The organism is Pseudomonas sp. PAMC25584, from assembly GCF_058135675.1.
This window is the reverse complement of the sequence record NZ_CM176870.1, coordinates 1,342,033-1,360,313: the sequence shown is the minus strand read 5'-3', so window position 1 is coordinate 1,360,313 and position 18,281 is coordinate 1,342,033. Positions and strand designations below refer to the sequence as shown.

Genomic DNA, 18,281 nt, shown 5'->3' with positions numbered 1-18,281 from the left:
CCTCTGGACAAGATGCGGGGCTTTTTTAGGTCTATCGTCTTGCCCATCGGTACCGATCATCTACAAAAGGGCAGCGGGCATGCGTCAGCATTCGGTTATTCACACCCCAAAAACCAGCGACTTCACGGAATTGGCGCGTATTTGGGAGGCTTCGGTGCGTGCCACCCATGATTTTCTGCCGGACAGCTACATCATGTTGCTGAAAAACCTGGTGCTGACCCGCTACCTGGATGCGGTCATGCTGATCTGCACCAAGGACACACACCAACGCATCACCGGGTTCGCCGGGGTGGCCGCGGGCAAGGTCGAGATGCTGTTTATCGACCCACAGCACCGTGGCCAGGGCCTGGGCCGACAATTGCTGCGTTATGCAATCGAGCGCATGAACGCCGATGAGCTGGACGTCAACGAACAGAACCCGCAGGCGCTGGGTTTTTACTTCAAGCAAGGCTTCGAGGTCATCGGCCGCACGGAGCACGATGGCCTTGGGCAACCTTATCCGCTGCTACACATGCGTTTGCGCCAGGTGCAGCAAGAGGCGCGTCGGGGCTAAATGAAATGGGGCCGGGATTAACCGCGTCCACACAGGTACAATAGCGGCCCCCTTTTGCTACGGCCTTTGTCATGACTGACCCCATACGCCTCTCCAAACGCCTTATCGAACTGGTCGGTTGCTCCCGTCGGGAGGCTGAGCTGTTTATCGAAGGCGGCTGGGTCTCGGTGGACGGTGAAGTGATTGACGAACCGCAGTTCAAGGTCACCACCCAGAAGGTCGAACTGGACCCCGAGGCCAAGGCCACCGCGCCAGAGCCGGTGACCATCCTGCTGCACGCGCCTGTCGGCATGAATGCCGAGACGGCGATGGCTTCGATCAGCGCCGAAACGCTGTCGGAAGAACACCGCTTCAGCAAGCGCCCACTCAAGGGCCACTTCCTGCGCCTGACCGCCAGCGCCGACCTGCAAGCCAAGGCCAGCGGCCTGTTGGTGTTTACCCAGGATTGGAAGATTCTGCGCAAGTTGACCGCCGATGCCGCCAAGATCGAGCAGGAATACGTGGTGGAGGTCGAAGGTGACATGGTTGCTCACGGCCTGAACCGCCTCAACCACGGCCTGACCTACAAAGGCAAAGAGCTGCCGGCGGTGAAAGCCAGTTGGCAGAACGAAAACCGCCTGCGCTTTGCGATGAAAAACCCGCAACCTGGGGTGATTGCCTTGTTCTGCGAAGCCGTCGGCTTGAAAGTCATCGCCATCCGTCGCATCCGCATCGGTGGTGTGTCCATCGGCAAGGTGCCGGTGGGCCAATGGCGCTACCTGTCTGGCAAAGAGAAGTTCTAAGCCACTCCCCTTTTTTTGACACCGCCTACGTGGGCGGTGTCCACCGTTGAAAACCAGGATTGCCCACCATGATTCACAACGACGTACTGCGCAGCGTGCGCTACATGCTCGACATCAGTGACAACAAGATGGTCGAACTCATCAAACTCGGCGGCATGGACGTGACGAAGGAAGACCTGCTGACTTACCTCAAGAAAGACGAGGAAGAAGGCTTTGTATTCTGCCCGGATGAGGTCATGGCGCACTTCCTTGACGGCCTGGTGGTTTTCAAGCGCGGCAAGGACGACAGCCGTGCGCCGCAGCCGATCGAAACCCCGGTGACCAACAACATCATCCTCAAGAAGCTGCGCGTGGCCTTCGAACTGAAGGAAGACGACATGCACGCCATCCTCAAGGCCGCCGAGTTCCCGGTGTCCAAGCCTGAGCTGAGCGCGCTGTTCCGCAAGTTCGGCCATACCAATTACCGCACCTGCGGCGACCAGTTGCTGCGCAACTTCCTCAAGGGCCTGACCCTGCGGGTTCGCGCGTAAGCCATGAGTTACCAGGTCTCGCCCGTTGGCTTCGTGCGCTCCTGCTTCAAGGAGAAGTTCGCCATCCCGCGCCAACCGCAACTGGCGCCTGCCGCCCGCGGCGTGCTGGAGCTGGTCGCGCCGTTCGACCACGGCGAGGCGGTGCAGGGCCTGGAGCAGGTCAGCCACGTGTGGCTGCTGTTTCTGTTCCACCAGGCCCTCGAAGACAAGCCCCGCCTGAAAGTGCGCCCGCCACGCCTGGGCGGCAACACGTCCATGGGCGTGTTTGCCACCCGCGCGACCCACCGGCCCAACGGGATTGGCCAGTCGGTGGTGAAGCTGGACAAGGTCGAACCGGGCCGGCTGTGGATCTCCGGGATCGATCTGCTCGACGGCACGCCGGTGTTGGATATCAAGCCATATGTGCCGTATGCCGACATCATCGACAGCGCCACCAACGGCATCGCCAGTAACGCGCCGCAACTGATTCCCGTGCAGTGGCTGAAGACGGCTCTGCACCAGGCACAAGGCCACGCTCAGCGCCTTGCTGAACCGCTGGTGGAGTTGATCGAACAGTGCTTGGCACAAGACCCGCGGCCGGCCTATCAAACGCCTGGGCCTGAGCGTGAATACGGGGCGCGGTTCTGGGACGTGGATGTGCGTTGGCACTATCCCGAGGCGGGTGTCATCTGCGTGCTGGAAGTGATTGCAGCTAAATAAGCCGGAAACAAATGTGGGAGGGGGCTTGCTCCCGATAGCGGTGGTTCAGGGCCAGTCGTATCAACTGGCAGACTGAAGTGCGCCCCAGAAGTTGGACACCCATCCAACTCCTGGGGCTTTTTCATGAGCAAGTACACAACGCAGTTCAAGCTTTCCGCCATTACCGCCTTCCTGGAACGAGGCCGAGGCTTTCGCCATATTGCTGCTCGATTTCAAATGGACCCCACTTTACTTCGCCGTTGGGTGGAAGCTTACCGGCTGCACGGTGAGGCCAGTCTGAGTAGTACCGGTGGACGTTACAGTGCTTTGTTCAAGTTCTCCGTTCTGCAACGCATGTGGCGTGACTCCCTTTCTTTTCGCCGCGCAGCGGCACTCTTCAATCTGGGTGACTCTACCCAAGTGGGCAGATGGCAGCAGCAGTATTACAGTGGCGGTATTGAAGCCCTGGCCTCAGGGGAAAAAGGATCGAATACCGCTATGTCCAAGCTACCTGCTAAACCTCGAAAAACGGCCATTCCACTCACCGACCAAGAACGTGCTCACAAGGCTTTACTTGATGAACTCCAGTATTTGCGCATGGAGAACGCCTACCTAAAAAAGCTTGGGGAGTTAGGCGAGGCAGTGATGAGGCGCGAGAAAGAAGCGAAGAAAAAGCCCAATTAGTCTCTGAGTTGAGGCACAGCTTCCCCTTGGACCATTTGCTCAAGCTGGCTGGGCTCGCCCGCAGCACGTACTACTACCAACTCAAGGCGATGGACGGAGCAGACCGGTTCGTTTCGCTAAAAGCCTCTATCCAGAGCCTTCAAGACGAGCATAAGGGGCGATTCGGCTATCGCCGTATGACTTTAGCTCTGCGGAGCGACGGACAGTTGATCAACAGTAAAACTGTGCGGCGACTGATGGGGGAGTTGAGTCTGAAATGTACGGTGCGACCGAAGAAATACAGATCGTATCGAGGACCAATGGGAGAAGTATCGCCTAACATCCTGGCTCGTCAGTTCGAGGCTGAGCAACCGAATCAGAAATGGGTAACGGATGTCACCGAGTTCAAAGTGGCAGGCGAAAAGCTATATCTGTCTCCAGTTTTAGACTTGTACAACGGAGAAATTGTGGCCTATCAAACCGCCACGCGCCCCCAATATGCCCTGGTGGGCGACATGCTGGAACAAGCTCTTGAGCGCTTGCCTGAGGGCGTCAAGCCCATGTTGCACTCGGATCAAGGTTGGCACTATCGATACCCGAAGTACCGGGATCGACTAGAAAAAGCAGGGTTGGAACAGAGCATGTCACGCAGAGGAAACTGCTATGACAACGCCACAATGGAGAGCTTCTTCGGCACGTTGAAGTCAGAGTTTTACTACCGGGAAAGCTTCGAGAGTGTGGCTCAGTTGCAGGCTGGACTGGCTGAATACATCCATTACTACAACCATAAGCGAATCAAAACGAAACTTGGCGGACTGAGCCCTGTAGCGTACAGAGCCAGGTCCGCTGTAGCCTAACAATCACTGTCCAACTTTTGGGGCGCACTTCAGACCGCTATCGGGAGCAAGCCCCCTCCCTCATTTTTTTGACCGCGTTTACTTCTCGACGAAGGCGCGTTCGATCAGATAGTCACCCGGTTCACGCATCCGTGGCGAAACTTTCAGGCCGAAGCTGTTCAACACTTCGCTGGTCTCGTCCAACATGCTTGGGCTGCCGCACAGCATGGCGCGGTCGTCCTCGGGGTTGATCGGTGGCAGGCCGATATCGCGGAACAGCTTGCCACTGCGCATCAGGTCGGTCAGGCGACCTTGGTTTTCGAACGGCTCGCGGGTCACGGTGGGGTAGTAGATCAACTTTTCACGCAGGGCTTCGCCGAAGAATTCATTCTGCGGCAGGTGCTCGGTGATGAATTCGCGGTAGGCGACTTCGTTGACGTAACGCACGCCGTGGCACAGGATCACTTTTTCGAAACGCTCATAGGTTTCCGGGTCCTGGATCACGCTCATGAACGGCGCGAGGCCCGTACCGGTGCTGAGCAGGTACAAGTGCTTGCCCGGCTTCAAATCGTCAAGCACCAGGGTGCCTGTCGGCTTTTTGCTGATGATGATCTCATCGCCTTCCTTCAAGTGCTGCAACTGGGAAGTCAGCGGGCCATCGGGCACCTTGATGCTGAAGAACTCCAGATGCTCTTCCCAGTTCGGGCTGGCGATCGAATAAGCGCGCATGAGCGGGCGGCCGTTGGGCTGTTGCAGGCCGATCATCACGAACTGACCGTTCTCGAAGCGCAAGCCCGGATCGCGGGTGCACTTGAAGCTGAACAGAGTGTCGTTCCAGTGATGAACACTGAGGACACGCTCGTGGTTCATGTTGCTCATGTACGGGGGACTCCTGGAGATGGGTCTGCGCCAAATGATAAGTGCGCAATTGCACAGCATTCTAATCGCGGCGACAATATCTGTTAACTGGATTATTAAGATAAGGGTTATCGGTTATATCGATATGCGATTTACTCTCCGTCAACTGCAAGTCTTCGTCGCCGTCGCCCAGCAGGAAAGCGTCTCACGCGCTGCTGGCCTTCTGGCCTTATCTCAATCCGCCGCCAGCACCTCAATCACCGAGCTGGAGCGTCAATCCAGCTGCCAATTGTTCGATCGGGCGGGTAAACGCCTGAGCCTCAACGCCCTCGGCCGTCAGTTGTTGCCCCAGGCGGTCGCCCTGCTGGACCAGTCCAAGGAGATCGAAGACCTGCTCAACGGCAAGTCCGGTTTCGGCTCGCTGGCCGTCGGCGCCACGCTGACCATCGGCAATTACCTGGCCACGCTGCTGATTGGCAGCTTCATGCAGCAGCACCCCGAGAGCCAGGTGAAGCTGCATGTGCAGAACACTGCGCACATCGTGCACCAGGTCGCGCATTACGAAATTGACCTGGGTCTAATCGAAGGCGACTGCAGCCACCCGGATATCGAAGTGCAAACCTGGGTGGAAGATGAACTGGTGGTGTTTTGCGCGCCTCAGCATCACCTGGCCCAGCGCGGCGTAGCCACCATGGAAGAATTGACCCATGAAGCGTGGATTCTGCGCGAACAAGGCTCGGGCACGCGGCTGACCTTTGATCAGGCCATGCGTCATCATCGCAGCGCACTGAATATTCGCCTGGAGCTGGAACACACCGAAGCGATCAAACGTGCGGTGGAGTCGGGGCTGGGGATTGGCTGCATTTCCCGGCTGGCGCTGCGCGATGCCTTCCGCCGTGGCAGCCTGGTGCCGGTAGAAACCCCGGACCTGGACCTGGCCCGGCAGTTCTACTTCATCTGGCACAAGCAGAAGTACCAGACCTCGGCGATGCGCGAGTTTTTGGAACTGTGCCGCGCCTTTACCGCCGGGGTTCAGCGCAGCGACGAAATCGTGCTGCCGAGCATTGCCTGAGGCTTAGATCAGGATCACGGCCCACACCAGGGCGATCATGGTCAGTGCCACGAATTGCGCGGCGCTGCCCATGTCCTTGGCGTTTTTCGACAGCGGGTGGCGGTCCAGGGAAATGCGGTCGATGGCCGCCTCCACCGCTGAGTTGAGCAACTCGACGATCAATGCCAGCAGGCACACCGCAATCAACAGCGCCCGTTCGACGCGGCTGACATGCAGGAAAAAACTCAGTGGGATCAGGATGACGTTCAGCAACACCAACTGACGGAATGCCGCCTCACCGGTGAAGGCGGCGCGCAGGCCGTCCAGGGAATAGCCCCCTGCGTTAAAGATACGTTTGATACCGGTTTGACCCTTGAAAGGCGACATAGATGTAGGCAACTGAACCAAAGAAGTGGGAAAACTAGATCACGCAAAGTCAAAAAAGCGTGAATCGGCAACAGCTTAATGCTGCGAAATTGACTCAAGTTGTTGCAAGAGCAACGCCGCCTGGGTTCGCGTGCGCACCCCCAGCTTGCGAAAGATCGCGGTGACGTGGGCCTTGATGGTCGCTTCCGACACGCTCAACTCGTAGGCGATCTGCTTGTTCAACAAACCTTCGCACACCATGGTGAGTACCCGAAACTGCTGAGGCGTCAGGCTGGCCAGGCCATCACGGGCAGCCTTGGCTTCGTCGGACACATTGATTTCTTCAAACGCCTGCGGCGGCCAGGACACATCGCCATCCAGCACCGTGCGCACGGCTTTCTGGATATCTTCCATGGAGCTCGACTTGGGAATGAAACCGCTGGCGCCAAACTCCTTGGAGCGCACCACCACATCGGCTTCTTCCTGGGCCGAGACCATCACCACGGGGATCTGCGGGTATTGCCCGCGTAACAGCACCAGCCCTGAAAATCCATAGGCACCAGGCATGTTCAGGTCGAGCAGCACCAGGTCCCAGTCGGATTTTTCGGTGAGGCGGGTTTCCAGCTCGGCAATGCTGGCCACTTCAACCAGACGTACATCCGGGCCCAGGCCCAGCGTTACTGCCTGATGCAGCGCACTGCGAAACAGCGGGTGGTCATCAGCTATCAGGATTTCGTATGTGGCCATTGATTAAATGATCCTGTTTTTTTTGGCAGCCCTGATGGGTTCAGGGTTCGCCAATACACAAGGCAACGGCCAGGCAGCCATCACCACAGGGCATGCTCAACGTCAAAAGCACCTGAAACGACGTTGGAAATTCACGCTTGCGCCCTGATCGGCGCCCAGCATGCCCAGCGTAGCCTGGGTGGTCAAGCACTACGCCAATGGGCAGTTTAGCGGCGGTTGGATTCACAGTGCCATCATGCAAACGTCGTCTGGTTATACCGCCGGGATGTAGGGCGCTAGACGAGTATGGACGATATCCGTCAAGTCCAGCGGTAACTGGAACTTGGCGGCCAGATAATGGGTGCTGAACACGTCGAGGTAAGCGTCCAGCACTTCGCTGGCCGCGCAGTCGTCGGCCAGCTCCAGGCACAGCGCGGCGACTTCGGCGGTGCAGAAATGATCATCACGCTTGGAACGACGCAGTTTGTAGCGCGACAGCTGTTCCGGAGCCAGGCTGAGGACCGGCAAATGCTCCAAATAGGGACTTTTGCGGAACATCTTGCGCGCCTCGCTCCACGTGCCGTCCAACAGGATAAACAGCGGGCGCTTGCCCTCCCCTACCCTGACCTCACTGACCACCCGTTCCGGCGTCACGAATTCGCCGGGGAACACGATGTAGGGTTGCCACTGCGGGTCAGCCAGCAGGGTGAGCAATTCGGGATCAACCTCGGTGCGCGACCAGGCGAACGCGCTGGTGTCATCGATCACATCGGCGATCAGCCAGCCGGTATTGCTGGGCTTCATCGGTTCGACGTCGTGCATCAACAGGCACATCGCAGACTGGGCCTGGACCTTGGGCCGCCAGGCACACAAGCAATACGCGGGGATCACCCGGCAGCCGGGGCAGCGCTCGGCACGCGAACCCCGATTGACGAAAGGCCTGATGGCGCGCGCCAGGCGCTGGGTACGCAGACGAGAGACGGCGTGGCTCATCGGATGCGCCGCACGGAAGGGAAAATCGACACTGAGGGAACTCGAGGAAGGCTTAAGTGGCCGCAGTTTACCAGAGCCACACTCACTTCCCAGCAATACGCCTGGCTGTACTGGCCGGGGCTCACCTATAATTGCGCGCCACTGAACGCACAGCCCAGTGGCTGGTCTATGCACCAGTAACCGAATCAGGAGAGTTTCATGCTGCGTTCCATGCTGCGTCTTGTCGCCCCATCCGTCGCCCTTGCGCTGGTCTTGCCTGTTGGCGCCCAGGCGGCCTCGCTGCTGGAGGCCCAAATGAACAAGAAGCTGCAAAGCGTCGCGGCTGAAAGCAACAAGGACCTGCCCCGGGAAATCGATGAAAAAACCCTGGAAATGGCCTACACCGTTGAAGGCCTGCAGTTGATCGACCACCTCAGCGTGCAGCCTGATCGTGCCGAACAGATGCGGGCCAACCCCAAGGCGGTGTATTTCCAACTGGGGCAAAGCGTGTGCCTGAACAAGGGTTACCGTGAGCTGATGGCCAAGGGCGCGGTGATGCGCTACGAGATCACCGAAAACAAGACCAACCGCCCGGTGGCATCGGTAAAATTCGTCGAAGCGGACTGCCCGGCACCGGCGGCGGCGAAGAAGAAAAAGTAAGTCGCACATGCCCCTCGCGCGCTGCTGTCCAGTGGCGCGCGCTTCCCTCGTTTGCGTTTTCCACCAAGCGCTGCACGTTGTGACGTGAGACCAATAAGCGGTTGCCAGCCAAGGGTTTTTCGGCCCATGATCGACTCATCCTGACAGCCCGCCAGCCCCAATTCCCACGCTGTTCTGTAACACTTTCAGGGCAAAACAGAGTTGTCCTTCTGCCACGTGCAGTACAAAGGTTTTTAAATCACAAGGAACATACAGAGCCGCGCTTTGCCGCTTGGCGAACACTGTGCAATGCCTTGGCACGCTGCGACACATGCCGTGTCGTGGCCACGGACGAATCTCGCCGCCAGCCCAGGCTCTGTGAAGAAGGAGAAGTTGAATGCCTTACGAACCGAATGAGCGCCTGCTCCAGCATTTTGAAGCGAATGGGGTCGACCTCACGCAGCAGGTCGAAGCTCAACTCCAGTTGATCGCCCCCGACAGCCCGAATATTCCTCTTTATCGCGACATGATCCTCACCGCGCTGCGCATGGCCCAGGACGACCGCAGCCGCTGGAACGCCAAAATCACCTTGCAAGCTATCCGCGAACTGGACCACGCCTTCCGCGTACTGGAACAGTTCAAGGGGCGCCGCAAGGTTACCGTGTTCGGCTCGGCGCGCACGCCGGTGGAAAGCCCGCTCTACGCCCTGGCCCGGGAAGTAGGCGCGGCGCTGGCGCGCTCCGATCTGATGGTGATCACCGGCGGCGGTGGCGGCATCATGGCTGCCGCCCACGAAGGTGCGGGCCTGGAGCACAGCCTGGGCTTCAACATTACCTTGCCGTTCGAGCAACATGCCAACCCGACCATCGATGGCACCGAGAACCTGCTGTCCTTCCACTTCTTCTTTACGCGCAAGCTGTTCTTCGTCAAAGAGGCCAATGCGCTGGTGCTGTGCCCGGGTGGTTTCGGCACCCTGGATGAAGCGCTTGAAGTGCTGACGCTGATCCAGACCGGCAAGAGCCCGCTGGTGCCGGTGGTGTTACTCGATGCACCAGGCGGCGGTTTCTGGCAAGGCGCCCTGGACTTTATCCGCAGCCAACTGGAAGCCAATCGCTATATCCTGCCCACTGACCTGAAGCTGGTGCGCCTGGTGTACAGCGCCGAAGCAGCGGTGGACGAGATCAACCAGTTCTACGCCAACTTCCACTCTACCCGCTGGCTGAAGCGCGAGTTTGTGATGCGCATGCATCATCCGCTCAGTGATCGGGCGCTGGCTCATGTGCAAAAAGAGTTCGCCAGCCTGCGGCTGAGCGGAGACTTCCAGCAGCTCGCCTATACCGGAGAAGAGCACGATGAGCCGCAGTTCAGTCATCTGACGCGACTGGTGTTCAACTTCAACGGGCGTGATCAGGGCCGGTTGCGGGAGTTGGTGGATTACATCAACTTGCCGGAGAACTGGGCGCAGGCTCAAGGTAAGACGCAACAACGGGCGGCGCCGGAGCCCGCGTGATTTTTGAACAAAAAAAAGGGTTCTTCACGGATTACCGGGAAAGACGCTCTTGATCTTCATGAAAAAGAATTCGCTATCCCGGTAACCATACGCCATACGCTTGATCACCTTTATTCGATTGTTTATTCCTTCCAACTGACCGGTGTGCATTGGCCAGCGAACCCGACTGACGATGCCTCGCCAGTAACCCTTTAGTCTTTTGGCAAACTGCATCAGGGCAGGTATCTCGCTTTCATGGGCGTGACGCAGCCATTGGTTCCAAGCTGATCTCCAGTCCCAGGCGGTGCTCGGCGTCCAGAGCGTTTTGAGTTCAGCCTTCATTAAATAGACCGTCATCAGCGACTGGTTGGCCGCCAGCAGATCCTGCAAATGAACCTGTTGCTCTGGGTTTTTCAGGTTCTCAGGATTGCGCAGCAGTAACCATCGCGCCTGCTTGATGACTTTGCGTGCAGGCCTGTCATGGCGCAGTCGATTGGCTTCGTCGACACGAACCCGGTCAATTACCTCTCGACCATATTTGGCCACCACATGAAAGAGGTCGTAGACCACTCGCGCTTTGGGGCAGTGGTGACGAACCTCCAGATCAAAAGCGGTGTTCATGTCCATCGCCACCGCTTCGATTAGCGCGCAGCCCTCGGGCCCCAGCTCTTCAAAAAAGGGTCTAACCGCCGCCCGACTACGGCCTTCGCCGATCCACAGCACCCGTCGCGTATCCGCATCCAGGACAACGGTGGCATAACGATGACCTTTGAAGAGTGCGAACTCGTCCATGACCAAGCGTCGCGGTTTCGCCTTTGGCAAAACGCTTAATGCTGCTTGCAGGGCTCGACGCTCCAGTAAACGAACGGTCTCCCAATGCAGGCCAAACATCTGCGCCACGTGCAGCGTTGGAAGGCGCTCGCACGCTTGAATGACGGCATCTGCCAGGCGCCGGGTCATGCGGGCATAGCGATCCAGCCAACTAACCGCCTCCATGCGCTTGCCACAATCGCGGCAACCAACGCGCCGGAGCAAAACGCTCAAGCGCACCGCATGGCCGAGAATAGGCAAGTCACGAATGATGCGCTCGCAATACTCATGAGTGGTTGAGCAGAGCTTTTGACAGCCGCCACAACATGGGAACCGGGTGGCATGGGGGATCAGGTCGATCTGAAGGGCATCGCCGTCAGGCTTGATGTTGACGACAGAAAAGCCCTCCCAAAAGGGAAGGAAAGTATTAATATCTCGCATAAGAACGCCGGTTTGTTAGATGTGTTTGCTCGCACGAACATCATCAACCAAATCGGCGTTCTTGTTTCTGTGTTTCCCGAGATTCCGTGAAGAACCAAAAAAAGGCCCGCTATTTTCATAGCGGGCCTTTTGCTTTTTGCTCTGTTCAGTCGTCCATGTCCCGACCGCTGAAGAGGCGGCTGATCATTTCCATCGAAAACCCGCGATAACTCAGGAAGCGCCCCTGTTTCGCGCGCTCTCTGGCATCAATCGGAAGATGCCCAGAGAACTTGCGACGCCAGGTATCTTCCAGTTGCGACTGCCAACTGATACCGCACTCGCGCAGGGCGAGGTCGATGTCGGCGCGTTGCAGGCCGCGCTGGCTCAGTTCTTCACGAATGCGCGCAGGACCATAACCAGAGCGCGCTCGGTAGGACACAAAACTTTCGAGGTAACGGGCTTCCGACAGCAACCCTTCTTCCGTCAAGCGGTCGAGGGCACTGTCGATCATCTCGGCAGACGCACCGCGCTGACGCAGTTTACGCGTCAGTTCGACTCGACCATGCTCGCGGCGCGCGAGTAGGTCCATCGCAGTGCGCCGAACGGCGACGAGTGTATCCAGCACAACGGTCATCGTTTGGTTCAGACGTCAGTGTCGACTTCTTCCATTTCGTCAACCGGCGCACGGTTGGCAGCAGCTTTCACGTCCGGCGCAGGAGTCAGCAGCTTGTCGCGGATCTGCTTCTCAAGCGTGGCGGCGATATCCGGGTTGTCCGCCAGGAACTTGGCCGAGTTGGCCTTGCCCTGACCGATTTTGCTGCCGTTGTAGGCATACCAGGCACCGGATTTCTCGACAAAACCGTGCAGCACGCCCAGGTCGATCATCTCGCCGTTCAGGTAGATGCCTTTGCCGTAGAGAATCTGGAACTCAGCCTGACGGAATGGCGGGGCCACTTTGTTCTTCACGACCTTGACGCGGGTTTCGCTACCAACAACCTCGTCACCTTCTTTCACCGCGCCAGTACGGCGGATGTCCAGACGAACCGAAGCATAGAACTTCAGCGCGTTACCACCCGTGGTGGTTTCCGGGCTGCCGAACATGACGCCGATTTTCATCCGGATCTGGTTGATGAAGATCACCAGGCAGTTGGCGTTCTTGATGTTACCGGTGATTTTACGCAGCGCCTGGGACATCAGACGGGCTTGCAGGCCCACGTGCATGTCACCCATTTCGCCTTCGATTTCAGCTTTCGGCACCAGGGCCGCCACGGAGTCGACCACGATCACGTCGATGGCGTTGGAGCGCACCAGCATGTCGGTGATTTCCAGGGCTTGCTCACCGGTGTCCGGCTGGGAAACCAGCAGGTCGTCGACATTGACGCCCAGCTTGCCAGCGTATTCAGGGTCCAGGGCGTGCTCGGCGTCGACGAACGCGCAGGTGGCGCCCATCTTTTGCGCCTGGGCAATCACCGACAGCGTCAGGGTGGTTTTACCAGAAGATTCAGGACCGTAGATTTCAACGATACGGCCTTTTGGCAGACCGCCAATGCCGAGCGCGATGTCCAGACCCAGAGAGCCAGTAGAAATAGCCGGGATCGCCTGACGGTCGTGATCGCCCATACGCATTACGGCACCCTTGCCGAATTGACGTTCGATCTGACCCAGGGCCGCAGCCAAGGCTTTCTTCTTGTTCTCGTCCATTAAAGTCCTCACGTAATCAATAAGGCCTGACGGCCAACACCTGTATAAGTAGACAGTATTGTTCCACAAAGATCGGAGATCGCCTACCCCTGATTTTCTATTTCTGCTGCAGCTCGTCGCAACAAGCCCTCTAGCGCGGCCTTTACCGTTTGTCGGCGGACCTCGTCGCGGTTGCCGGGGAAGTGCTGGAGCTCGGCCGTGACCTCGACACCCACGCCGAAAGCCAGCCATACCGTGCCTACCGGCTTGTCCGGCGAGCCGCCATCGGGGCCGGCCACGCCGCTGACCGCCACGGCAAAGCGCGCCAGGCTTTTTTCCTGGGCGCCCCTGACCATGGCCTCGACCACCTCGCGACTGACGGCCCCCACTTTGCCGAACAGCGCCTCCGGCACATCCAACTGCCGAGTCTTCTGCCGGTTGGAATAGGTGACATATCCCGCCTCGAACCACGCCGAACTCCCGGGTATCCGCGTGATGGCTTCGGCTATGCCGCCACCGGTACACGACTCGGCAGTGGTGACGTGGGCATTGAGCACCTGTAAACGTCGACCCAGTTCAGCGGCAAGTGGGGTGATTTCTTTCACGGTCGTCTCCTGGAGTGGGCGGGCGTTTGCCTACCCTACAGGAGCCCATCAGCCATGCAAGTTGCAGCATGCCTCAAGACACTAACGCACGATGGCCCGCACATACGCCTGACAGCCACGCAAGGCGATCACGGCGTTATCACCGTCGTCGGTGATGGCGATAATTCGCTGAGCATGCGCCGGGTCAAGTCGGGCTCGTGGGGCTGCATGAACCACGCCGCCGGTGGTGGTGGGGGCTGGCATTGCGCAGCCACTGGCGCAGTCACCGGTGTCGAGAAGGACTGACAACCGCACATCAGCAGTGGCCAGGCGATCGCGCAGAGCGGCCTGATTACGTTGTGCATCGCTCAACTCCCGAGCATGTTGCTGGTCGCTGGCGCTGAGTTGTTGCTCAAGCGCCCGCCGTTGGTCCTGCTGCGCCTGTTGCTGGCGCAAGGCTAGCTGGTTTTGCTGGCTGAGCGCCTGCGCCTGGGCCGCCGATTGCGCCTCAAGCTGCGCGCCATAGCGCCAGGCTTGCACCTGCCACACAAACGCGCTCAGCAGGCATACGCCGATCAGGCGCCAGGCCGCTAGGAAACGCATAGCACCGCCTTCGCGCGCGCCCACAATCGCAAACGCTCCTCCAGGCCGTTGAGACCACCGTTGATGCGCCGGGTGATGGTGCTGAACTGGTCGTTGTCCGCGAGTTCGTTCAGGCCGTTGCTGTGCCAGAACCAGGCGGCGGATTCGGCGGCCCATTGCGGTTGTTCCAGCAATTGCGGTTGCAGCAGCAGGCGCTCGTCGCCAAACAGCGCGTGGCTACAGATTAAATAGTTGCGACACCCGGTGATCTGAATCAGCCCCCTGCCCCGGTACTTCTGGCCGTCGCCATCCGCTTCGGGGGTGTTGCCCAGGCGAGCAGCCAGGGTGCCGGTATCGTATTTGCTCAGGTATTGATCGCTGCCCAGTTCGCGGACATAGCGCAACTCGCCGGATTCGTGGCCGATCTGGGCGAGGCAAGCGGCGAGGCGTTTGGGAGTAGTGATCGCGTACCGAGCGAATGCCGTGTTTAACGAGGATAGAAAAACGCCCGCGCTAAGGCGAGCACCCGGCATGACGTAAAGCAACTGGGGCAGTGTTATCAGCATGAGTCCTACTCCGTAAAAGGCATTACGCCGACAACCCGCCGGCTGTGACCGAACTGCGATAGCCCGTCACCGGGTCGCCTACGTGCGTCACCTTGGTAATCGACCAGCGTCCCTGCATGTAGGAAGGCCAGGTGTCATCCAGCAGCAACAACCCTTCGGCCGACAACAGCGGGTTCCCCGGACAATCGATCAGCAACTTGAGGTCTTCACGCCCCACGCGGCGCAACTCCCCCTCAGCCACCGCCCGCGCCTCGGCTTCGTTCTGACAGCGCTGGCGCAACGTTTTGAACGGCGCAATCCCGACCTGAACCACGCGCTGCCTGCACGCGGCGGCATCCCACCAGGTGACGCGGCTGCCCTGGTATTTGGAACGCGACGTTTCGTCGAGCTTGGCGGTGATGAATGCTTGATTGCCGGGGCGATTGTCCTGAGTGACCGACAGTTTCACGTCCGGCAGTTGCTGGCCGGAGAGCGACATGAGCTGCCCGGCCTCGGCGAGCACGTACAGTTCGTTGATCGGTTTGGTGACGGCGCCATAGCGTTTGGCCAGGCGGGTGATGAACGCCATGTCGCTTTCATTGGATTGGTCGATGTGAGCAATCGCAATGCCTTCCAGCGTCGGCGCCACCCGCGGTGAATAGCCGTGGCGGCTGACCAGTTGGCGAAACAACGCGCCCAGGGTGATCGGTCCATAACTGGCGGAGCGACGCTGGCGGTAACCACTGGCATCGCCCACGCTGAAGGGCGCTGCGGTGGCGACGAGCATCAGGCGCATGGGAAATAGCACCGGCGTGCGCTGGGTGATGACAAACTCGCCTTTTTCCACCAAGCCAGACTCCTTATAACCGACGCGCAAACCGATCTTGCCACTCAGGCTCGGCAGGCCCTCCAGGCCCTCGATGTTGATCGTCAGTTCGAGGCGGTCGGACTGAATGCCCGCCGCGTCGGTGTGGCTCCAGTGCATCAGACGTTGATTGAGCAGCGCCGCGTTGGCGCCATAGAACTCCACAATGGGCGTAAATCCCTGAGCCATGTAGCCTCCTTCTTAATCCCAGGCCGAAACGAGGCGCAGCGCAGCCGGCCGCGACGCCATTTCCGGCACGATCACCCGCACGCCAGCCGGCAGCACCGGGCCGTATTCGGCAAGCGTGGGGTTCAAGCGCCAGAGGGTTTCTTCCGCAGCATCATCGCAACGTCCCAGTTCGCGGTAGAGCAGCAGGTTGACTGAATCACCGGCAATACTTCGCACTCTACGCATTGACGAATTCCTCCAGTTCAAGGGTCCAGGTCATGAGCATGGCGGTGCCGTCATCGATCACGTTGCTTTGGGTTTCCATCACCGAATTGATCCGCCACAAGCCCCAGTTGCGGCCGATACCATCCACCAGCGGCAGCGGCACGCATTGATTTTGCAGGGCGCGCAGCTCGTCCAAGCGTTGCATCCCCACGCCGTACATCACCGTGCCGCCGAAGGTGAGTTTTTCCAGTTTCTGGCCGTTCTGCCGCGACTGCGATTTGCTCGCGATAATCGTCAGGTCAGCCCAGCCGCCGTCGCTGTTACGGGTCAGCGAGGAATAGGCAAACCCACGGACGAGCCCAAAAATGAAATCGCCCAGCACCATCTGTTGTCGCATCAATCACCTCCTGGATCGGCCAGTGCCGCGTTGCGCCGGAGCCCGAGGGTGTCGGAGAGCATCGGCATGCATTGGAATTGCAGGGCCTGGATCACCTGGTTGACCACCTGCTGGGCATCGGCAGGGTTGACGCCGGTGATCTGGATGCTGGGGGCAAGGGTGACTTGCACGTTGTCCGAGCGCGCGCTGTTGAGCTCCTTGCTGACGGCATTGGGTGCAGGCAGGCGGTCACCTGGGCTGAACAGTTTGTCCCCGAGCCAAGCGCCCGCCTCACTGCCGAGCAAGCCGCCGATTGCGCCGCCTACAGCCGTGCCGATGCCCGGGAAAACCAGGGTGCCGATGGCCGCACCGGCGGAGGCGCCGGCCCAGGCACCACCGGCCGTAGACAGGCCGGTGGCGACTGTTTTCGCGTCGCCATCGCGTAGACCCTGGATCACATTGATGGCGGTGTCGGCATACTTTAACGGGCCAAGGCCACGGGGAACGGGCAACGCCCGCCACAGCGTCGACTGGCCGGTTTTCTTACCGGAAGTCTTTTTCCCGCCAGTACGGTCATAGCCAGGCGGCAAGATGATGCTCGGGGTGGTGGCGCCACGAAGAGATTCGCCGCGGCAGCAGCAGTCCTTGCCTTTGTCGTCTTTGAGCCACTTGCCGGCTTTGGGAAACTTTTGCGCCAGTGCATCGATGGCCTTGCCCGAGACCCTGCTCTTGACCGTATCCCACAAACTTGAGCCCACATCCTTGGCAATGGTCTTCGCCGCATCGGCCCCGAACTGTAGGCCTTTGTCGACCCAGGAGTCGGCTGCCGGCGGCGGTTCTTTGGGCTGACTGTTCTGCGCCTGCGAGGCGGTATCGACCGTCCTGAGCGCCAGTGAATCACTGGTAATGAATAACGTGCTGTTGAGCGTTTCCAGTGTCTCGCGCAGCCGCACTTGCTCCAGGGTCAAGGCGTTGATATCCAGGCTCACCGTGACCAGCGCCAGGCCGAGTTCCGACGATGGCTGCGGTTCGGCATCCAGGCTGGAAGGCCCGACAAAACTTTCGGGAAGGGGTGTCAGCACACTGTTGAGCGTCGCATCGTTGGACAGGGCCGCAAAGGTCATCCAGCGCTTGTCTTCCTCGGCGAGCCTGATCTCGTATTGAGTCTCTTGCATCCCGCTCTACTCCTGTTTGACGCCAAGGCGATTGATCGCGATGTCGTAGCGGCGCAGTGCTTTTCCGGCGTCCCAGTCGAGGATTTCCGCTTCATTGACCGAGTAAATCAGCGGCACCACGTCGAGAATCACTTCGATGTCGCGCGCCGAAAGAAGTCCGCCGGTTTGTTTAAAAAATCATCGATGCGCTCCTGCAACTCCGTCCAGTCAGGCACGGTCAGGCCAGCCAGGTCGGGGATCATCAGGCCGGTGCAGTGGGCGGTGATGAACTCGGCGCGCTCTTTGTTGGTGGCGAGTTTTTTCATCACTTTGGTCGCGCGCAGGGCGGGCATTTCCAGGGGCAATGCGCTGAAGGTGCGGCCGGCGGCCTCCAGGGGCAGCAACAATTGAACGGGCTCGTCGAAGGTCGGCGCGTCAAGCGGGTCCAGGAAGAACCACGCTGGGCGAGTCGACATTTCGTGTACGTACTGGGCGATGCTCACGTAGTCCGGGCGCTTGAGTTGGTCGAGCTCTTTTTCCGACAGGCCGGTGGCGAGTTTCGCCAGTTCGAAAAACTGGTCGTCCTCGTCATCACCGGCCCGGGCCAGCGCGTCTTTTTGCGCGGCGTAGAACAACGGTTTGAGTTGAACCTGCTGGATCGTCGCGCCGGTATCGGCGGTGATCGGGGACAGCAGGAGGTGCAGCGGCGGCATCCAGGCCATGGGGCAA

24 protein-coding genes are annotated in these 18,281 nt (G+C 59.3%); 8 read left to right on the top strand and 16 right to left on the bottom strand.

All coding sequences use genetic code 11. The features are described 5' to 3' along the window. The first annotated feature begins 79 nt into the window (after positions 1-79). From ACS5Q8_RS06130 to ACS5Q8_RS06110, 5 genes are all read left to right on the top strand, one after another. On the top strand, positions 80-553 hold the full coding sequence (locus tag ACS5Q8_RS06130; RefSeq protein WP_276196796.1) for a GNAT family N-acetyltransferase: 474 nt from the start codon (positions 80-82) through the stop codon (positions 551-553). Positions 554-624: 71 nt separating this feature from the next. Beyond that, entirely contained in the window at positions 625-1,335 is a 711-nt protein-coding gene (locus ACS5Q8_RS06125) for an rRNA pseudouridine synthase (RefSeq protein WP_276196795.1), read from the top strand. Between the two features lie 68 nt (positions 1,336-1,403). Next, a complete protein-coding gene (locus tag ACS5Q8_RS06120) occupies positions 1,404-1,865 on the top strand; it encodes a YehS family protein (RefSeq protein WP_247402920.1) in 462 nt (153 codons plus the stop codon). 3 nt (positions 1,866-1,868) lie between these two features. Further along, positions 1,869-2,564 (top strand): tRNA (N6-threonylcarbamoyladenosine(37)-N6)-methyltransferase TrmO, encoded by a 696-nt coding sequence (tsaA, locus tag ACS5Q8_RS06115; protein WP_426099592.1) that lies wholly within the window; start codon positions 1,869-1,871, stop codon positions 2,562-2,564. Between the two features lie 123 nt (positions 2,565-2,687). Then, positions 2,688-4,063, top strand: a protein-coding gene (locus ACS5Q8_RS06110) for an IS3 family transposase (protein ID WP_465159113.1) whose coding sequence is annotated in 2 segments (ribosomal slippage) — positions 2,688-3,188 and positions 3,191-4,063 — 1,374 coding nt in all. Because the reading frame shifts where the segments join, the coding sequence is not laid out codon by codon here. A gap of 78 nt (positions 4,064-4,141) precedes the next feature. Here the strand turns inward: ACS5Q8_RS06110 and fpr are convergent. Continuing rightward, positions 4,142-4,921 carry a ferredoxin-NADP reductase gene (gene fpr / locus ACS5Q8_RS06105; RefSeq protein ID WP_010563456.1) on the bottom strand — a complete coding sequence of 260 codons (780 nt, stop codon included), beginning with the start codon at positions 4,919-4,921 and terminating at the stop codon, positions 4,142-4,144. A 124-nt stretch (positions 4,922-5,045) separates the two neighbouring features. On the opposite strand from fpr, the gene ACS5Q8_RS06100 reads away from it, so the two are divergent. Beyond that, complete coding sequence (locus tag ACS5Q8_RS06100) at positions 5,046-5,972, top strand: LysR family transcriptional regulator (protein WP_247402911.1); 927 nt, start codon at positions 5,046-5,048, stop codon at positions 5,970-5,972. Positions 5,973-5,975: 3 nt separating this feature from the next. Here ACS5Q8_RS06100 and ACS5Q8_RS06095 read toward each other — a convergent pair whose 3' ends face one another. From ACS5Q8_RS06095 to ACS5Q8_RS06085, 3 genes are all read right to left on the bottom strand, one after another. Beyond that, positions 5,976-6,338 carry a diacylglycerol kinase gene (locus tag ACS5Q8_RS06095; protein ID WP_247402908.1) on the bottom strand — a complete coding sequence of 121 codons (363 nt, stop codon included), beginning with the start codon at positions 6,336-6,338 and terminating at the stop codon, positions 5,976-5,978. 75 nt (positions 6,339-6,413) lie between these two features. Continuing rightward, entirely contained in the window at positions 6,414-7,064 is a 651-nt protein-coding gene (gene erdR / locus ACS5Q8_RS06090) for a response regulator transcription factor ErdR (RefSeq protein WP_247402905.1), read from the bottom strand. Between the two features lie 252 nt (positions 7,065-7,316). Continuing rightward, on the bottom strand, positions 7,317-8,036 hold the full coding sequence (locus ACS5Q8_RS06085) for a tRNA-uridine aminocarboxypropyltransferase (protein ID WP_276196793.1): 720 nt from the start codon (positions 8,034-8,036) through the stop codon (positions 7,317-7,319). Positions 8,037-8,234: 198 nt separating this feature from the next. Between ACS5Q8_RS06085 and ACS5Q8_RS06080 the strand changes: the two genes are divergently transcribed. Together ACS5Q8_RS06080 and ACS5Q8_RS06075 are read left to right on the top strand one after the other, a co-directional pair. Then, entirely contained in the window at positions 8,235-8,675 is a 441-nt protein-coding gene (locus ACS5Q8_RS06080; protein WP_276197905.1) for a PA3611 family quorum-sensing-regulated virulence factor, read from the top strand. Between the two features lie 376 nt (positions 8,676-9,051). After that, a complete protein-coding gene (locus tag ACS5Q8_RS06075; RefSeq protein WP_276196792.1) occupies positions 9,052-10,164 on the top strand; it encodes an LOG family protein in 1,113 nt (370 codons plus the stop codon). A gap of 24 nt (positions 10,165-10,188) precedes the next feature. Here the strand turns inward: ACS5Q8_RS06075 and ACS5Q8_RS06070 are convergent, their stop codons facing one another. The 12 genes from ACS5Q8_RS06070 to ACS5Q8_RS06015 form a co-directional block, all read right to left on the bottom strand. Continuing rightward, on the bottom strand, positions 10,189-11,394 hold the full coding sequence (locus ACS5Q8_RS06070; protein WP_465159091.1) for an ISL3 family transposase: 1,206 nt from the start codon (positions 11,392-11,394) through the stop codon (positions 10,189-10,191). A 145-nt stretch (positions 11,395-11,539) separates the two neighbouring features. After that, positions 11,540-12,007, bottom strand: coding sequence for a recombination regulator RecX (gene recX / locus ACS5Q8_RS06065; RefSeq protein WP_276196791.1), 468 nt, complete (start codon positions 12,005-12,007; stop codon positions 11,540-11,542). A gap of 8 nt (positions 12,008-12,015) precedes the next feature. Further along, positions 12,016-13,074: a recombinase RecA gene (recA, locus tag ACS5Q8_RS06060; protein WP_247408227.1), complete on the bottom strand. Its 1,059-nt coding sequence runs from the start codon at positions 13,072-13,074 to the stop codon at positions 12,016-12,018. A gap of 83 nt (positions 13,075-13,157) precedes the next feature. Next, on the bottom strand, positions 13,158-13,658 hold the full coding sequence (locus ACS5Q8_RS06055) for a CinA family protein (RefSeq protein WP_465159933.1): 501 nt from the start codon (positions 13,656-13,658) through the stop codon (positions 13,158-13,160). An 81-nt stretch (positions 13,659-13,739) separates the two neighbouring features. Further along, positions 13,740-14,240 (bottom strand): lysis system i-spanin subunit Rz, encoded by a 501-nt coding sequence (locus ACS5Q8_RS06050; RefSeq protein WP_426099594.1) that lies wholly within the window; start codon positions 14,238-14,240, stop codon positions 13,740-13,742. Then, the gene (locus tag ACS5Q8_RS06045) at positions 14,228-14,785 is read right to left on the bottom strand and encodes a glycoside hydrolase family 19 protein (RefSeq protein WP_465159932.1); all 558 of its coding nucleotides are present in this window, start codon (positions 14,783-14,785) and stop codon (positions 14,228-14,230) included. Before ACS5Q8_RS06045 ends, ACS5Q8_RS06050 begins: the two co-directional genes overlap by 13 nt. A 22-nt stretch (positions 14,786-14,807) precedes the next feature. Continuing rightward, positions 14,808-15,818 carry a phage late control D family protein gene (locus tag ACS5Q8_RS06040; RefSeq protein ID WP_465159931.1) on the bottom strand — a complete coding sequence of 337 codons (1,011 nt, stop codon included), beginning with the start codon at positions 15,816-15,818 and terminating at the stop codon, positions 14,808-14,810. Positions 15,819-15,830: 12 nt separating this feature from the next. Continuing rightward, positions 15,831-16,043, bottom strand: coding sequence for a tail protein X (locus ACS5Q8_RS06035; protein WP_465159930.1), 213 nt, complete (start codon positions 16,041-16,043; stop codon positions 15,831-15,833). Beyond that, on the bottom strand, positions 16,036-16,419 hold the full coding sequence (locus tag ACS5Q8_RS06030; protein WP_465159929.1) for a phage tail protein: 384 nt from the start codon (positions 16,417-16,419) through the stop codon (positions 16,036-16,038). The genes ACS5Q8_RS06035 and ACS5Q8_RS06030 overlap by 8 nt, the downstream gene beginning before the upstream one ends. Beyond that, entirely contained in the window at positions 16,419-17,573 is a 1,155-nt protein-coding gene (locus ACS5Q8_RS06025; RefSeq protein ID WP_465159928.1) for a hypothetical protein, read from the bottom strand. Before ACS5Q8_RS06025 ends, ACS5Q8_RS06030 begins: the two co-directional genes overlap by 1 nt. A 6-nt stretch (positions 17,574-17,579) precedes the next feature. Continuing rightward, positions 17,580-17,705 (bottom strand): hypothetical protein, encoded by a 126-nt coding sequence (locus ACS5Q8_RS06020; RefSeq protein WP_260473885.1) that lies wholly within the window; start codon positions 17,703-17,705, stop codon positions 17,580-17,582. After that, positions 17,702-18,274 (bottom strand): phage tail assembly protein, encoded by a 573-nt coding sequence (locus tag ACS5Q8_RS06015; protein ID WP_465159927.1) that lies wholly within the window; start codon positions 18,272-18,274, stop codon positions 17,702-17,704. The genes ACS5Q8_RS06020 and ACS5Q8_RS06015 overlap by 4 nt, the downstream gene beginning before the upstream one ends. Between the last annotated feature and the right edge of the window lie 7 nt (positions 18,275-18,281).

What these genes read in the sequence shown, in the direction of transcription:
- erdR (WP_247402905.1), bottom strand. Translation starts at nt 7,064, where the DNA reads ATGGCCACATACGAAATCCTGATAGCTGATGACCACCCGCTGTTTCGC.
- ACS5Q8_RS06040 (WP_465159931.1), bottom strand. Translation starts at nt 15,818, where the DNA reads ATGGCTCAGGGATTTACGCCCATTGTGGAGTTCTATGGCGCCAACGCG.
- tsaA (WP_426099592.1), top strand. Translation starts at nt 1,869, where the DNA reads ATGAGTTACCAGGTCTCGCCCGTTGGCTTCGTGCGCTCCTGCTTCAAG.
- ACS5Q8_RS06050 (WP_426099594.1), bottom strand. Translation starts at nt 14,240, where the DNA reads ATGCGTTTCCTAGCGGCCTGGCGCCTGATCGGCGTATGCCTGCTGAGC.
- ACS5Q8_RS06125 (WP_276196795.1), top strand. Translation starts at nt 625, where the DNA reads ATGACTGACCCCATACGCCTCTCCAAACGCCTTATCGAACTGGTCGGT.
- ACS5Q8_RS06075 (WP_276196792.1), top strand. Translation starts at nt 9,052, where the DNA reads ATGCCTTACGAACCGAATGAGCGCCTGCTCCAGCATTTTGAAGCGAAT.
- ACS5Q8_RS06100 (WP_247402911.1), top strand. Translation starts at nt 5,046, where the DNA reads ATGCGATTTACTCTCCGTCAACTGCAAGTCTTCGTCGCCGTCGCCCAG.
- ACS5Q8_RS06130 (WP_276196796.1), top strand. Translation starts at nt 80, where the DNA reads ATGCGTCAGCATTCGGTTATTCACACCCCAAAAACCAGCGACTTCACG.
- ACS5Q8_RS06015 (WP_465159927.1), bottom strand. Translation starts at nt 18,274, where the DNA reads ATGGCCTGGATGCCGCCGCTGCACCTCCTGCTGTCCCCGATCACCGCC.
- fpr (WP_010563456.1), bottom strand. Translation starts at nt 4,921, where the DNA reads ATGAGCAACATGAACCACGAGCGTGTCCTCAGTGTTCATCACTGGAAC.
- ACS5Q8_RS06025 (WP_465159928.1), bottom strand. Translation starts at nt 17,573, where the DNA reads ATGCAAGAGACTCAATACGAGATCAGGCTCGCCGAGGAAGACAAGCGC.
- recA (WP_247408227.1), bottom strand. Translation starts at nt 13,074, where the DNA reads ATGGACGAGAACAAGAAGAAAGCCTTGGCTGCGGCCCTGGGTCAGATC.
- ACS5Q8_RS06070 (WP_465159091.1), bottom strand. Translation starts at nt 11,394, where the DNA reads ATGCGAGATATTAATACTTTCCTTCCCTTTTGGGAGGGCTTTTCTGTC.
- ACS5Q8_RS06080 (WP_276197905.1), top strand. Translation starts at nt 8,235, where the DNA reads ATGCTGCGTTCCATGCTGCGTCTTGTCGCCCCATCCGTCGCCCTTGCG.
- ACS5Q8_RS06035 (WP_465159930.1), bottom strand. Translation starts at nt 16,043, where the DNA reads ATGCGTAGAGTGCGAAGTATTGCCGGTGATTCAGTCAACCTGCTGCTC.
- ACS5Q8_RS06120 (WP_247402920.1), top strand. Translation starts at nt 1,404, where the DNA reads ATGATTCACAACGACGTACTGCGCAGCGTGCGCTACATGCTCGACATC.
- ACS5Q8_RS06085 (WP_276196793.1), bottom strand. Translation starts at nt 8,036, where the DNA reads ATGAGCCACGCCGTCTCTCGTCTGCGTACCCAGCGCCTGGCGCGCGCC.
- recX (WP_276196791.1), bottom strand. Translation starts at nt 12,007, where the DNA reads ATGACCGTTGTGCTGGATACACTCGTCGCCGTTCGGCGCACTGCGATG.
- ACS5Q8_RS06030 (WP_465159929.1), bottom strand. Translation starts at nt 16,419, where the DNA reads ATGCGACAACAGATGGTGCTGGGCGATTTCATTTTTGGGCTCGTCCGT.
- ACS5Q8_RS06095 (WP_247402908.1), bottom strand. Translation starts at nt 6,338, where the DNA reads ATGTCGCCTTTCAAGGGTCAAACCGGTATCAAACGTATCTTTAACGCA.
- ACS5Q8_RS06045 (WP_465159932.1), bottom strand. Translation starts at nt 14,785, where the DNA reads ATGCTGATAACACTGCCCCAGTTGCTTTACGTCATGCCGGGTGCTCGC.